Here is a 14867-nt window from a genome sequence, read left to right as displayed (position 1 = left end):
CCGCGTACAGGAGAATTCAGGCCATGAGCAACCCCCAGCAGCTGCGCTACAGCAAGGAGCACGAGTGGCTGTCGGGCGCCGAGGACGGCGTCTCGACGGTCGGCATCACGGAGCACGCGGCCAACGCGCTCGGCGATGTCGTGTACGTCCAGCTCCCGGAGGTGGGTTCCGCGGTGGCCGCGGGCGAGACCTGCGGCGAGCTGGAGTCGACCAAGTCGGTGAGCGATCTGTACTCGCCCGTCTCCGGTGAGATCACCGAGATCAACCAGGACGTCGTGGACGACCCCGCGCTGGTGAACACCGCCCCGTTCGAGGGCGGTTGGCTGTTCAAGGTACGGGTCGCGGAGGAGCCGAAGGACCTGCTCTCCGCGGACGAGTACACCGAATTCTCCGGCAGCTAAGGACTTCTGACCGATGTCGCTTCTGAACCAGTCCCTCCACGAGCTCGACCCGGACGTCGCCGCCGCCGTCGACGCCGAGCTGAACCGTCAGCAGTCCACCCTCGAAATGATCGCCTCGGAGAACTTCGCTCCGGTCGCCGTCATGGAGGCCCAGGGCTCGGTCCTCACCAACAAGTACGCCGAGGGCTACCCGGGCCGCCGCTACTACGGCGGCTGCGAGCACGTCGACGTCGCCGAGCAGATCGCCATCGACCGGGTCAAGGAGCTGTTCGGCGCCGAGTACGCCAACGTCCAGCCGCACTCGGGCGCCTCCGCCAACCAGGCCGCGCTCTTCGCGCTGGCCCAGCCCGGCGACACCATCCTCGGCCTGGACCTGGCCCACGGCGGCCACCTGACCCACGGGATGCGGCTCAACTTCTCCGGCAAGCAGTTCAACGTGGTCGCCTACCACGTGGACGAGGCCGGCCTGGTCGACATGGCCGAGGTCGAGCGGCTCGCCAAGGAGCACCGCCCGAAGGTGATCATCGCGGGCTGGTCGGCGTACCCGCGGCAGCTGGACTTCGCCGAGTTCCGCCGCATCGCGGACGAGGTCGAGGCCTATCTGTGGGTCGACATGGCGCACTTCGCGGGTCTGGTCGCGGCCGGTCTCCACCCGAACCCGGTGGAGCACGCGGACGTGGTCACCTCCACCACCCACAAGACACTGGGCGGGCCCCGCGGCGGGATCATCCTCGCCAAGAAGGCCTTCGCGAAGAAGCTGAACTCGTCCGTCTTCCCGGGCTTCCAGGGCGGCCCCCTGGAGCACGTGATCGCGGCCAAGGCCGTCTCCTTCAAGGTCGCCGCCTCGGAGGACTTCAAGGAGCGCCAGCGCCGTACGGTCGAGGGCGCCCGGATCCTCGCCGAGCGGCTCACCGCGCCCGACGCCCGCGAGGCCGGCGTGAACGTCCTGTCCGGCGGTACGGACGTCCACCTGATCCTGGTCGACCTGCGCGACTCGGAGCTGGACGGCCAGCAGGCCGAGGACCGTCTCCACCAGGTCGGCATCACGGTCAACCGCAACGCCGTCCCGAACGACCCGCGCCCGCCGATGGTCACCTCGGGCCTGCGGATCGGCACGCCCGCTCTCGCCACCCGCGGCTTCACCGCCGAGGACTTCGCCGAGGTCGCGGACGTCATCGCCGAGACGCTGAAGGCCCCCGCGTCCTTCGGGGAGGCCGACGCCCAGGTGCTGAAGGCCCGGGTGTCCGCACTGGCGGAGAAGCACCCGCTGTACCCCGGTCTGGGCCGGTAGTCCCGTTTCACCGGGGCACCGCGCACACTGGGAAGTGTGCGCGGTGCCCGCCGCCCGTCACGCACCACCACCGCCCTGGTCGCAGCGCTTCGCTTCGCGCCTTTCGTTTTTCTGCACCACCCCCGCTTTGAGGAGTTCCCGTGGCCATCTCGGTCTTCGACCTGTTCTCGATCGGTATCGGCCCGTCCAGCTCCCACACGGTCGGCCCGATGCGTGCCGCGCGGATGTTCGCCCGCCGGCTGCGCACCGAGGACGTCCTGCCCTCGGTGACCTCGGTCCGCGCCGAGCTGTACGGCTCACTGGGCGCGACCGGCCACGGCCACGGCACCCCCAAGGCCGTACTGCTCGGCCTGGAGGGCGCCTCGCCGCGCACGGTGGACGTGGAGGGGGCCGACGACCGGGTGGAGGGCATCAGGTCCTCGGGACGGATCAGCCTGCTCGACGAGCACGAGATCGGCTTCTCCTTCGACGACGACCTGGTCCTGCACCGCCGCAAGACACTGCCGTACCACGCGAACGGCATGACGCTGTGGGCGTACGACTCCTCGGGCGCCGAACTGCTGTCGAAGACGTACTACTCGGTGGGCGGCGGGTTCGTCGTCGACGAGGACGCGGTGGGCGCGGACCGCATCAAGCTGGACGACACGGTCCTCAAGTACCCCTTCCGCACGGGCGACGAGCTGCTGCGCCTCACCCGCGAGACGGGCCTGTCGATCTCCGCCCTGATGCTGGAGAACGAGCGGGCCTGGCGCACCGAGGACGAGATCCGCGAGGGGCTGCTCGCCATCTGGCGGGTGATGCAGGCGTGCGTCTCGCGCGGCATGTCCCGTGAGGGCATCCTGCCGGGCGGCCTCCGGGTCCGCCGCCGCGCGGCCATGTCGGCCCGCCAACTGCGCGCCGAGGGCGATCCGTTGGCCCACGCGATGGAGTGGATCACGCTGTACGCGATGGCGGTGAACGAGGAGAACGCGGCGGGCGGCCGCGTCGTGACCGCCCCGACGAACGGCGCGGCCGGCATCATCCCGGCGGTCCTGCACTACTACATCAACTTCGTGCCCGGCGCCGACGAGGAGGGCGTGGTCCGCTTCATGCTCGCGGCCGGCGCGATCGGCATGCTCTTCAAGGAGAACGCCTCCATCTCCGGCGCCGAGGTCGGCTGCCAGGGCGAGGTCGGCTCGGCCTGCTCGATGGCGGCGGGCGCGCTGGCCGAGGTGCTCGGCGGCTCTCCCGAACAGGTCGAGAACGCCGCGGAGATCGGCATGGAACACAACCTCGGCCTCACCTGCGACCCGGTCGGCGGCCTCGTCCAGATCCCCTGCATCGAACGCAACGGCATGGCCGCGGTCAAGGCCGTCACGGCGGCCCGGATGGCCATGCGCGGCGACGGCTCCCACAAGGTGTCCCTCGACAAGGTCATCAAGACGATGAAGGAAACGGGCGCCGACATGAGCGTCAAGTACAAGGAGACGGCCCGGGGCGGGCTGGCCGTGAACATCATCGAGTGCTGAGGGGGTGAGGCCCGACCCGCGCGTTCGTGTCCCCGCAGAGTCCCTGGGGGAATCGCGCGGGATGGGCTTCTGACCTGGAGGTCGGGCGTCGCCGATCGAAGCCGCCCGACGACGCGTGCGATGCCTCGTCGGCCCGACCGGGGGTGAGCCGATCCGGTGCGGCCGTCGGTCGTCCGCCCGGGCTCCGCCATCCCTGCGGTGCGAGGGTCGGGGCTAGGCTGGGCACCGAGATCCTGTTTCACCCACCTTTGGGCAAGTTTCGGGCACTCGGCCGGTGGGTTTCGTCGGCGTCCGGCGCAGTTCAGGGCAGCCAGTAGGTGAGGGAAACGTGACCAGCCTGACCCGGGAAGCGGGAAACCTCCCCGTAGCCTTCACCACCTTCGTGGGCAGACGGCGCGACATCGCCGAGGTCCGCCGCATCCTCGGTTCGGCGCGACTGCTGACGCTCACCGGGGTGGGCGGCGTGGGCAAGACGCGGCTGGCGCTCGAAGCGGCCGTCGCGTCCGGCAAGGCGTTCCCGGACGGGACCTGGCTGGTCGACCTGGCCCCGGTACGGGACCCGTCGACCGTGGCGAGCACCGCCGCGACCGCGGTGGGCATGGTGGACCTGGGCGTCCGGCCCGCCCTGGCCCAGCTCGCGGCGCATCTGGCCGGGCGCCGGGCGCTGCTCGTGCTGGACAACTGCGAGCACCTGGTCGACGCCTGCGCCGAACTGGCGGGCACACTGCTGTCGGCCGGTCCCGAGCTGCGCATCCTGGCGACCAGCCGCCAGACGCTGGGCATCCCGGGCGAGCACGTCCTGACCGTGCCACCCCTGTCACTGCCGGACGAGGCGGTGGAGCTCCTGCGGGACCGCGCCACCGCCGTACGGCCGGGGTTCCGGATCACCGACGCGAACTGGGACGCGGTCACCCGGCTGTGCGAGGGTCTTGAGGGGTTGCCGCTGGCCATCGAACTGGCCGCTTCCCGGCTGCGTACGCTCACCGTCGAACAGGCCGTGGACCGGCTGGAGGACCGGTTCGCGCTGCTCACCGGGGGCAGCCGGACCGCACGGCCGCACCAGCGCACACTGCGCGCGCTGATCGACTGGAGCTACGAGCTGTGCGGCCCCGCCGAGCGGCTGCTGTGGAACCGCCTGTCGGTCTTCACCGGCGGCTTCGGCCTGGACGCCGCCGAGGACATCTGCGCCGGCGAGGGCGTCCCCCGGTACGAGGTGCTGGACCTCCTCGACCGGCTGGTCTCCCAGTCCGTGGTCCTCACCATCGAGTACGAGGGCCTGCCCCGCTACCGGCTGCTGGAGACCATCCGCCGGTACGGCCGGGAACGGCTCTCCGAGTCCGGCGAGGAACAGCGCCTGCTGCTACGGCACCGCGACTTCTACGCCACCCACGCGTCGCGCATCGCCGACGACTGGTACGGCCCCGGCCAGGAGGACGCCCTGGCCGCGCTGCGCGCCGAGCACGCCAACCTGCTGGCGGCACTGGACTGCGACGGCGACCCGCAGGTCACCCTCGCGCTGGCGGCGGCGCTGCGCTTCCACTGGTGCCACGGCGGATTCCTCGGCGAGGGGCGAAGACGGCTCGACCGGGCGCTCCTGGCCGCACCCGAGCCCACCCCTGCCCGGGCCCGGGCGCTGTGGACCGCCGGCTGGGTGGCACTGCTCCAAGGTGACCGCCCGACGGCCGACGAGTGGCTGGCCGAGGCCGGGGACCTGGTCGAGCGGCTGGCCGATCCGGTGGTCGGCGCGCACGTCACGGCCCTCCAGGGCTCATCGGCGGTGTTCCGGGGGCAACTGGCGGAGGCCGTGTCCCTGTTCGAGCGCGCGATCGCCGTTCACTCGGCGGCCGACGGCGGAGCCGAGGCGGTCTTCCCGCTGTTCCAGCTGGCCGTCACCCGGACCCATCTGGGGGACCCGCGCGCGGCGGAGACCGGCGAGCGGGCGGTCGCCCTGGCGGAGGCGCACGGCGAGCTGTGGGGCCGCGCGTACGCGCTGTGGGCGCTCGGTTACGACGCCTGGGTGCACGGTGACCAGCAGACGGCCCTGGCGCTGACCCGGGCCGGGCTGGAGATCGAGCGGGGCTTCAACGACCCGCTCAGTGCCGCGCTGATGCTGGAGACGCTCGCCTGGATCACCGCCTCCGGCGGCCACCACGAGCGGGCGGGCCGGCTGCTGGGCACCGTGCGGAGCCTGTGGCGGGACATCGGCACCGACATCTCCGCGTTCGGCCCGCAGATGGCCGGATACCACCTGCGGTGCGAGGAGTCGGTCGTACGAGTGCTGGGCCCGGCGGCCTACGAGCGGGCCCTCACCGCCGCCGGTGGCCACGACAGCCCCGCCCGTGCCATCGAACACGCCCTGAACTCCGCCACCGGAACCGACCCCGGCACCGAACCGGCGGTTCCGCCCGCCGCGCCGAGCCCGCTGACCCGCCGTGAGCGGGAGGTGGCCGCGCTGGTGGCCAAGGGCATGAGCAACCGTCGGATCGCCGAGGCGCTCGTCCTCTCCCGGCGCACGGTGGACGGCCATGTCGAGAACATCCGGGCCAAGCTCGGCTTCGGCTCCCGCGCCCAGATCGCGGGCTGGTGGGCGACCAACCAGCCACCGGCCCCGTAAAAGCCGCAGGGCGGGACCCGGGCAACCCGGGCCCCGCCCTGCGATCCGATCCACACTGATCCGATCTCGGCCGGTGTGAACTAGTTGGCGGGGAAGTCGCTCTGCAGCGAATCCCTTACCGAGGCCGGGGCGTTGGTGCTCACCAGTACCCGGTCGCTCATCCCGTCGTAGCCGACCGACACGAGGTAGGTTTCTTCGAGTTCGGGCGAGATCCTCGCGTAGGCCGCCGTGACGGCCTCCTTGATCTGGGCGGCGGTGAACATCTGGCTCTTCGCCGTGGTGACGGTGGGCCAGCTGGTCGGTTCCACTCCGTCGTGGTCGGTCCATGCTTCCGGCGTCTGCAGGTCGTCGATGTCTCCCTCGTAGTCCTTCGGGAAGACGATCACCGGCCCGATGACGGGGTCCATGAAGTACGCAAGCGCGCAGTTGTGGTCGGCCAGGGCCTGGATCTGCTCCCACTTCTTCTCGGGGTTGCCGGCGCGGTCCGCGACCTCGACCGGGGACAGGGCCCGGTCGTAGATACGGAAGTCCCGCATGCGGCCCTTGAAGTACTGGTCGTTGGAGTACAGCGACTTGCCGATGTAGTTCGCGGCCGTCGTCCCGCCGCCGATCTCACCCGGAGTGATGGTGACATTGGTGTTGCGGGCCTTCTCGACGCCGTTCTCGTACAGGACACCGGTGTGGCCGGTCTGTGTGTACGTCACGTGCTTCCACACACCGCGCGCCAGCCCGTAGTTGGTGTCCGACGGCTTGATGTCCTGCTTGGCCGTGTAGTCGGTCATCGACAGCGACGTCCGGAAGGCGCTCCCCGTGGTGAACAGGTAGCCGTTGCCCATGCTGCCGCTCGTGTTGCCGAGCCCGTAGAACATGTACGGCGTGCCCTGGGTGGGGTCGATCTGCACGTCGAAGTCGACCGTGATCGAGTCCATCCCCTTCATGATGTCGTTCGGCAGTCTGACGCTGGTGTCGGTGCCGTTGAAGCCCAGCCCGTTGTCACCGCCCAGGTCCCCGGTGCCGACGAGCGTGCCGTCGTTGCCGAAGCCCGAGGAGTCGTGGATGAAGTCACCCTCCGTCTCGTCCAGTTGGTAGTCCACCACCAGACCCTTGGTGGCGCCGGCCTGCGCCGGAGTGCACTCGGGGGCCGACGCGGGAAGGGTGCTGGACGCCTTGAGCGTGATCTTGCCGGAGTACGCGCCGGCCAGGGGGTCGGTGACCGAGGACGGAGCGTTGGTCTCCACCACCACCCGGTCGCTCATCCCGTCGTAGTGGACGGCCAGGGTGTATGTCGTCGTGTCGCCGTCGGGCTGTATCGCGTCGTAGGCCGCGTCCTGCACGTCACTGATGTCAGCGGCGGTGAACAGCTGGCTCTTCGCGGTGGTGGGGACGACCCAGAGCGCCGGGGTGTGCCCGGCGGAGTCCTTCCAGTCCGGCGGCTGCTCGACGTTGTCGATGTCCCCTGCGTAGTCCTTCGGGAAGATGAGGACCGGCCCGATCTTGGGGTCCTCGAACGCCAGGAGCGCCCTGTTGTGCTCGGCCAGGGCCTGCAGCTCTTCCCACTGCACGTCCACGTCGTTGTCCCGGTTCACCACCTCGCCCGAGGACAGGGCCCGGTCGTAGATGCGGAAGTCCCGGATCTTGCCCTTGAAGTACTTGTCCGCCGAGAAGAGCGAGCGGCCGATGTAGTCGGCGGTCGTCGCCCCGCCGCCGATCGAGCCGGGGGTGACCGTCACCGAGGTGTTGCGTCCCACCTCCACGCCGTCCAGGTACATGATGCCGGTGGTGCCCGTCTGGGTGTAGGTCACCTGCTTCCACGCACCACGGGCCAGAGCCGTGGCCTGGCCGGTCTTCTGCTCGTGTGCGTAGTCGCTCGACGTGATCGAGGTGTGCAGCGCGTTCCCGGTGTTGAACAGGTAGCCGTTGCCGTAGCCCGAACTGCTGTTGCCGAACCCGTAGATGAAGTAGTTGCCGGACTGGGACGGGTCGATCCACACGTCGTACGAGACGGTGATCGACGACAGGCCGGCCATGATGTTGTCCGGCACCTTGATGTGGGTGCTCGTGCCGTCGAAGGTCAGGCCCTCGTCGCCGCCCCAGGCCGCGGTGCCGACGACCGTACCGTCGTGGCCCTTGCCCGAGGAGTCGTGGACTACCGTGCCGGAGGTTTCGTCCAGCTGGTAGTCCAGCACCAGGCCGGTGGTGATGTCGGCCTGCGCGACGGAGGCGGTCGTCAGCAGCCCGGCACCGGCGATCAGTGCGAGGGAGAGCGCGGTGACGAGGCCGGCACGTATCGGTCGTCGACGTCGGCGCGGGGCGTCCGCCGGGACCTCCGCCCCTGGATCGTTGTTTCTCAGCATGTGCTGCCTTTCATTGCGGGGAGATCATCTCGCTTTGCCGGTCACTTCTCTGGCGGATTCCACCGGTGTGGGATGGCACTTCCGCGGTCAGTTCATGCCCGATCCCCCCGCACGGCCGAGAACTATATCCGCTACCGATATCGAATTACTCGATCGCGGCGGCGATGATGATGACGCACCCCTGCACCGAGTTATCGATGTGCAGAGCCGGTTGAAATCGGACGCGGAAACAGTCGGAGTGTGCAGGTCCGTATAGAAGTTCCACTGGGCTATCGGATCGTTTATCGGGTCGTAGGGGTGGTAATTCTGCATGGCCGCCAAGGTTTCCGCGTTGTACACGTTCCCGGCGTACCTCACGTAGTTGAACGTGAGGGTTTGCAGCATCATCCGGCCGGCACGATCGACCCTGGCCGTCATCTTGTAGATGCGGACGCCGGCGATCCCCTCTCTCTTGATCTTGCGGACGTAGGCCCACTCGTCCTGGCTCTTGTACTGGTTGTAGAGGGCCTTGTTCCCGCGGATCTGCTCGGGAACGTACAGTGCGTTCTTCGCCACAGTGGGGTTGATCACATAGACGTAGCTGTACGCGGTCACGATGTCGTTGACGCAGCTGGCGAGCAGGAAATTACCCACGAACGGGACGTACGAATACAGCTTCATCCGCCCCTGCGAGCAGCCCGGCTGCCTGATCGCGGAATCCAGGTTTCGCATTCCCTGGCTCTTCGCGAACGTCTCCGCCAGGCTCAGCGAGCCGGACGTCGAAATGTAGTTGCTGTTTCCCGCCCGGTCACCCTGGACATGTGACACCAGGTTGCTGTTGGTCCCCCGCGCGAAGAATCCCCTCTCGAAGATCTCGGCCGGCGATCGGGAGTCTCCGCGATACAGGTCCCTGGGAAACGCCCGCTGGTTGTTCAGGTTCTTGTTGCGCAGGTTGGGGCATTTTGCTCCAGCCTGTCCCGAGTAGGTTCCTCCCGGGCATTCGGTGATCGTGACGGCCTGCGCCGGCGTGACCGTCAGGAGCGGGGCGAACACCACCGCGACGACAAACGCGAAGAGCGCCACGAAGGTGGCTTTTCTTCTCCTGCTTCTCGTCTTTCCACGTACGTACACTGCGGTTCGCTTGAACATGTGTCCTCCGGGCTGAATTGGGGCGCGGGAGAGTACTGGGGACGCGGGGTGTGCGGGCCGGGTCGAGTCAGGCCGGCGCCAGCGGTTTGTCATGTACGCCGTGTCTGCGTCCACGCCGTAAGGATCACGGCACGGCCCGCCCCCAGCCCATGGGTATTTTTACGGGGTTTCTTACGGGGGCTTTATGGCCTGAGCGCCTGATTCGCCGCCCACCGGACCGCATTCCGGACTTCGGAGCAGAAATCGAGTCCGGTGCGAATGTTCTCGACGTGGCCGTCGACCGTGCGCGGCGACAGCGCGAGCGCGGCGGCGGTCTCCCGGTCGCGTACGCCCCGGGGCGGCTGGTTCGGTGTCGGCGGCGGTGCCCGGGCGCAGGGGACGGCCCGGCCGGGACTGCCGTGACCGCCTCCGCCGGAGAGCGCCTTCTCGTCCGCTGCCGGGCCCACGGCCAGAAGGAGCGCGCCGGCCGTTACGGCCCGCTGAGGGGCGCTCAGATCTGGTCGCGCAGGTCTCGGCGAAGAGGTGGAGGGCTGCCGGTGGGACAGTGGGGCGCGGGGGCCGGCGCCTGGGCATCGAGGCCGAGTTTCCGCGGGATCCCGCCGGCCACCACGTCGACTCGGTGCAGGCCACCGGCGCCCGTGGCGACGTAGGGCGGAGTCACCGCGAGCCAGTGACAGGAGACAACGGTCGATCGCGAACCGAGAGGGAGGAGGCCTGACGGCCTCTCATGGCTGCAGTTCCTCCGGCGCGGTCACGCGGGGCAGCCGGACGGTGAAGACGGCTCCGCTGCCGGGGGTGCTGTCGGCGGTGACGGTTCCGCCGTGTGCCTCGACGAACTGGCGCACGATGGACAGGCCGAGGCCGCTGCCCCCGGTGCGTCTGCTGCGGGACTTCTCCGCGCGCCAGAACCGTTCGAAGATGTGGGGCAGGTCTCCGGGGGCGATGCCGTCCCCGGTGTCGCGCACCGTCAGGACGGCCTCGTCCGCCGTCTGCCGGGCGCCGAGGGTGACCGTGCCCTGCACGGGGGTGTGCCGCAGCGCGTTGGAGACGAGGTTGCCCAGAACCTGTCGCATGCGCACCGGGTCGGCGTCCATCCACAGCCCGGGGTCGGCCTCCGCCCGCAGGTGTACGGCCGCCGCTTCGTAGCGGCTGCGGTGGGCGGCGGCGACCTGGCCGATCAGCTCGTCCGCGGCGAGCGGTTCCCGGTGCAGCCGCAGGGTCCCGGCGTCGCCCGCGGCGAGGTCGCGCAGGTCGTCGATGATGTACTGCAGTTGCAGCGCCTCGTCGTGCAGGGAGGCGATGAGGCCGGGGTCGAGGTCGAGCAGTCCGTCGCGGGTGACTTCGAGCCACCCGCGGATATTGGTCAGCGGGGTGCGCAGTTCGTGGGCGATGTCGCTGACCATGGCCTTGCGCTGGGCCTCCACCTGTTCCCGGCGCGCTGTGAGGTCGTTGAAGGCGGCGGCCAGGTAGCCCGTCTCGTCCTTGGTGGTGACGGCGACCCGTGCGTGTCGCTCGGGCGGCTGCCGGGCGGCGGCGGCCAGGGCGCGCAGGGGGCGGACGAGACGGACGGCGACGAGAGCGGTCAGGGTGATCGTGACGGCCAGGACGAGACCGGTGACTCCGATGATCTTTGTCTTGTTGGCGGGTGAGAGATCGAAGCCGGACCGCCGCTGGTCCCGGTCGCCGAGGTAGAGGGTCACCCGTGGGGCGACGTAGGGGTCGAGCTGGGTACGGCGCGCAGTGTCGAGACAGTTCTGCAACTGACGGTCGCCCACCGCGCCCGGCGCCTTGGCGGACATTCCGGGAACGACGTCGGCGCCGAACAGTTTCCGCATCTCGGGGTCCGCCTCGGCCAGCTGTTTCCAGTCGGCGGGGAGGCAGCCGGCCATCAGTTTCGCGAGGGCCGCCAGCCCCTTGCGCTCGGTCGGCATCGGCACGTTGTCCGTCCGGTCGGCGCACCGCGAGAACGCGGACCCCCTGGCGTCGTCGACGATGATCACCGTACGGCCGCTGGGCATCTGTCTGACGCGGCCGTCGCTGCCGAGCTCGGCCATGCACGCCGCCCGCCGCCGCATCAGTCCGCTCACCTCCCCGGCCTCTCCGGGAGTCAGCCGGTACGGTCCCACCGCCCGCGGGTCGATGCCGGCGAGCTGGGCGCCGGGCTCGGTGTAGGTGTCCGTACGCAGCGGGTCGACGGTGGCCGAGGCACGGTCGGGCAGCGCGGTGCCGGACGCGGCGGAGTCGGCGATGAGCTGTCCGCCCGTGGTGGTCAGGGCGATGCGCCGGTCGAGGCTGCGCGACAGCGCGTGCACGGTGGACCCGACGCCGACCCAGTCGGAATGGGTCGCGGCATAGCCGCTGAACCGGCGCAGGATGTCGGTGTCTTCGGAGAGCACCTGACCGCGCTCCTCCTGGATGGCCCGGGTGGTGAGCTGCACGGCCAGCCACGCGGTGGCGCCGACGGACAGCACCGCGATCGCCACGGAGGTGAGCAGCAGCCGTACCAGCAGACTCTTGTGCCAGGGGATGCGGGGAACGGGAACGGGCGTCCCGACCTGCCGACCGGTCATGAGGAACCCCGGCCGCCCGAGGAACCCCGGCCGTCGACGAGTTTGTAGCCGATTCCGAACACCGTCAACAGCCGTGCGGGCGTGCGCGGGTCGGGCTCGATCTTCTTGCGCAGATTCAGGATGTGCATGTCGATGGCGCGCTCGGTGGACGCCCGGTCGTGACCGCGGGTGTGTTCCAGCAACTGGCGGCGCGAGAAGACCCGTTCGGGCTCGGCGACCATCGCGTGCAGGATGGCGAACTCACCCGGGGTGCAGCCGACGGCCGCGCCGTCACAGGTGACCTCGTGCCGTACCGGGTCGACCGTGACACCCCCGGCACGCAGCAGTACGGGGGCGTCCTCCACGGGACGCAGGGTGCGGCGCAGCACGATACGGATGCGGGCCAGCAGCTCCCGGGGACTGTACGGCTTCGTCATGTAGTCGTCCGCGCCGAGGTCGAGACCGAGCAGCAGATCGTCCTCGGTGGAGCGGGCCGTGAGCATCAGCACCGGGATGTCCGCGTCCTGGCGGAGCACACGGCAGACGCCGAACCCGTCGAGGCCCGGCAGCATCACGTCGAGGATCACCAGGTCGGGCCGGCGGTCGCGGGCCTCGTCGAGAGCGACCCGTCCGTCGGTGACGACGACGGCCGTATGGCCTTCCCTGACGAGGAGCCGGCGGATCAGCTCGGCCTGCATGACGTCGTCCTCGGCGATCAGAATATATGCGCACACGCAGGTGACCTTAGGTGTGCTGAGACGTCGTCAGCGCGGCCCACGGCCCTCATGGGGTTCTTCCCACACCCTGACGACTTCCTGATATCCGTTCTCCACTCTGGCCCCATGCACAGCGGAGAATCCACACCTCACGCCGGCCCGCCCCGTCGCGTCCCGGCCCGTCGCGTCCCGGCCCGGTCCGCCCTGGCCCTGCTGTCCGTCTCGGTGTGTCTGCTGGCCGGTTGCGGCACCGGGGCGTCGGACGCGAAGAACCCCGCCGACGAGCCGGCGAAGGCACCGGCGCAGGCCGCCGGAGCGGCGAGCGGTGCCCGGCTGGAACTGCGCGCCACCGACGGGCAGGAGCATGTCCCGGTCGCCGCCGGCGGCCGGGTCACCGTCGAAGGGGGCACGATCACCCAGGTGTCCCTGTCCACCGCGAACGGTGAGGCGGTGCCGGGCGACCGGTCCCCGGACCGGAAGAGCTGGGCTCCCTCGGGCGAACTGAAGCACGGGACGACCTACCGGCTGACCGCCGTGGCCGCCGACGCGGGCGGCCGACGCACGACGAAGAGCGTGACGTTCACGACCCTTGCCGAGGCCGACCGGTTCACCGGCACCTACACCCCGCAGGACGGCTCCACGGTAGGGGTGGGCATGCCGGTCTCGTTCACCTTCGACAAGCCGATCACCGACAGGAAGGCCGTCGAGTCCGCCGTCGAGATCAGTACCGACGGCGGGCAGACCGTCGTGGGCCACTGGTTCGGCGGGCAGCGCCTCGACTTCCGGCCACGGGAGTACTGGAAGGCCAACTCCACGGTCACCGTCAGGATCCGCCTCGCCGGAGTGAAGGGGGCCGCCGGCGCGTACGGCGAACAGGACAAGACCCTCCGGTTCAAGGTCGGGCGCGGTCAGGTGTCCACGGTGGACGCCGCCGCGCACACCATGACGGTCGTCCGGGACGGCAGCACCGTGCGGAACATACCGATCACCGCGGGCGCCGCCTCGTCGCCCACCTGGAACGGGCAGATGGTCATCAGCGAGAAGCTCATCTCGACTCGGATGAACGGCGCCACTGTCGGTTTCGCCGGCGAGTACGACATCCCCGACGTCCCGCACGCCATGCGGCTGTCCACCTCGGGCACCTTCGTCCACGGCAACTACTGGGGCGCCGACTCCGTCTTCGGCAACTCCAACATCAGCCACGGCTGTGTGGGGCTCAACGACGCCAAGGGCGGCGGCGACTCCGGCCAGGACGCCGCCTGGTTCTACGACAACTCCCTCATCGGCGACGTGGTCGTGGTGAAGAACTCCGACGACAAGGTGATCGCCCCCGACAACGGACTCAACGGCTGGAACATGCCGTGGAGCGAGTGGACGGCGGGCTCGGCGCGATGAGGCGCCTCTTCTCCTCCGTGGGCTCCCGTCTGCCGGTTCCCGCCGCGGCCCTGACCCTGACCCTCGCCCTGGCCGGGTGCGGCGGCTCCGGCGCCGGGACGACGGTGGGGAGCGTCCCCTCGGCCACCGCCGGTGCGCAGGCCGTCCGGGCTGCCGCGCCCGGCACGGCCCACGCCGGATCCGCGTCCCCGAGCGCTTCCGCACCGGCCCGCCTGCCGGGCCTCGGCCCCCGGACGCTCGCCGAGATCCCCGACAACGCCCGGCAGGTCCTCATCGTCACCGGGAAGGGCAAGAACTCCCCGCAGTCGCAGGTGGTCCTGTACCAGCGCTCCGACGACGACGGCTGGGCCGTCGGGCAGACCTGGGCCGCCCACAACGCGCTCAAGGGCTGGACCGACCACCACTACGCGGGTGACCTGCACTCGCCCATCGGTGTGTTCACCCTCAGCGACGCGGGCGGACTGCTCGCCGACCCGGGCACGAAGCTGCCCTACGACCGGTCCGGCAGCTTCACCATCGGCGGCACCGGATTCGAGGGCGAGCCGCTCGCCGGCTCCTTCGACTACGTCGTCGCGATCGACTACAACCGCGAGCCGGGCACCTCCCCGCTCGACTGGACCCGCCCGCTCGGCGCGAACCGCGGCGGCGGCATCTGGCTGCACGTCGACCACGGAGGGCCCACCCACGGCTGCGTGAGTCTGGCACCGCAGCACATGAAGGAGCTGCTGCGCACGCTCGACCCGGCGCTGCACCCGGTGATCGCCATGGGGGACCGCACGTCCCTCGAACGGTGACGACCGGCACCACGACCAACACCACGACCGGTCGGTCGCGACCAAGCGATGACGACCGACCGATGACGACCGACCGATCACAAACCAAGAGAGAACGGAAATCGACGACCTGTGAGA

The 14867-nt window shown here is 70.0% G+C and carries 11 protein-coding genes; 7 read left to right on the top strand and 4 right to left on the bottom strand.

Annotated elements, in window-relative coordinates; translation table 11 throughout:
• Positions 1-23 precede the first annotated feature (23 nt).
• From gcvH to ACH4YP_RS35290, 4 genes are all read left to right on the top strand, one after another.
• Positions 24-401, top strand: coding sequence for a glycine cleavage system protein GcvH (gene gcvH / locus ACH4YP_RS35305; protein ID WP_398494966.1), 378 nt, complete (start codon positions 24-26; stop codon positions 399-401).
• 13 nt (positions 402-414) lie between these two features.
• Positions 415-1692 carry a serine hydroxymethyltransferase gene (gene glyA / locus ACH4YP_RS35300; protein WP_398494964.1) on the top strand — a complete coding sequence of 426 codons (1278 nt, stop codon included), beginning with the start codon at positions 415-417 and terminating at the stop codon, positions 1690-1692.
• A gap of 140 nt (positions 1693-1832) precedes the next feature.
• Complete coding sequence (locus ACH4YP_RS35295) at positions 1833-3200, top strand: L-serine ammonia-lyase (RefSeq protein ID WP_361059898.1); 1368 nt, start codon at positions 1833-1835, stop codon at positions 3198-3200.
• Between the two features lie 328 nt (positions 3201-3528).
• A complete protein-coding gene (locus ACH4YP_RS35290; RefSeq protein ID WP_398494962.1) occupies positions 3529-5814 on the top strand; it encodes an ATP-binding protein in 2286 nt (761 codons plus the stop codon).
• Positions 5815-5894: 80 nt separating this feature from the next.
• Here the strand turns inward: ACH4YP_RS35290 and ACH4YP_RS35285 are convergent, their stop codons facing one another.
• A complete protein-coding gene (locus ACH4YP_RS35285; protein ID WP_398494960.1) occupies positions 5895-8168 on the bottom strand; it encodes a LamG domain-containing protein in 2274 nt (757 codons plus the stop codon).
• Positions 8169-8255: 87 nt separating this feature from the next.
• Entirely contained in the window at positions 8256-9296 is a 1041-nt protein-coding gene (locus ACH4YP_RS35280; RefSeq protein WP_398494959.1) for a hypothetical protein, read from the bottom strand.
• Positions 9297-9554: 258 nt separating this feature from the next.
• Here ACH4YP_RS35280 and ACH4YP_RS35275 point away from each other — a divergent pair, with 258 nt between their 5' ends.
• Positions 9555-9698, top strand: coding sequence for a hypothetical protein (locus ACH4YP_RS35275; RefSeq protein ID WP_361059888.1), 144 nt, complete (start codon positions 9555-9557; stop codon positions 9696-9698).
• Positions 9699-10021: 323 nt separating this feature from the next.
• Here ACH4YP_RS35275 and ACH4YP_RS35270 read toward each other — a convergent pair whose 3' ends face one another.
• Positions 10022-11866 carry a sensor histidine kinase gene (locus tag ACH4YP_RS35270; protein WP_398494958.1) on the bottom strand — a complete coding sequence of 615 codons (1845 nt, stop codon included), beginning with the start codon at positions 11864-11866 and terminating at the stop codon, positions 10022-10024.
• Positions 11863-12579 carry a response regulator transcription factor gene (locus ACH4YP_RS35265; RefSeq protein ID WP_361059881.1) on the bottom strand — a complete coding sequence of 239 codons (717 nt, stop codon included), beginning with the start codon at positions 12577-12579 and terminating at the stop codon, positions 11863-11865. The genes ACH4YP_RS35270 and ACH4YP_RS35265 overlap by 4 nt, the downstream gene beginning before the upstream one ends.
• 108 nt (positions 12580-12687) lie before the next feature.
• Between ACH4YP_RS35265 and ACH4YP_RS35260 the strand changes: the two genes are divergently transcribed.
• Both ACH4YP_RS35260 and ACH4YP_RS35255 read left to right on the top strand, forming a co-directional pair.
• Positions 12688-13956: an Ig-like domain-containing protein gene (locus ACH4YP_RS35260; protein ID WP_398494956.1), complete on the top strand. Its 1269-nt coding sequence runs from the start codon at positions 12688-12690 to the stop codon at positions 13954-13956.
• Positions 13953-14750 (top strand): L,D-transpeptidase family protein, encoded by a 798-nt coding sequence (locus ACH4YP_RS35255; protein WP_398495154.1) that lies wholly within the window; start codon positions 13953-13955, stop codon positions 14748-14750. The genes ACH4YP_RS35260 and ACH4YP_RS35255 overlap by 4 nt, the downstream gene beginning before the upstream one ends.
• Positions 14751-14867 lie beyond the last annotated feature (117 nt).

Source organism: Streptomyces sp. NPDC020747 (genome assembly GCF_044334695.1).
Lineage (GTDB): Bacteria > Actinomycetota > Actinomycetes > Streptomycetales > Streptomycetaceae > Streptomyces.
Note: the sequence above shows the minus strand (reverse complement) of the source record. Positions and strands in the feature narration are given on the sequence as shown.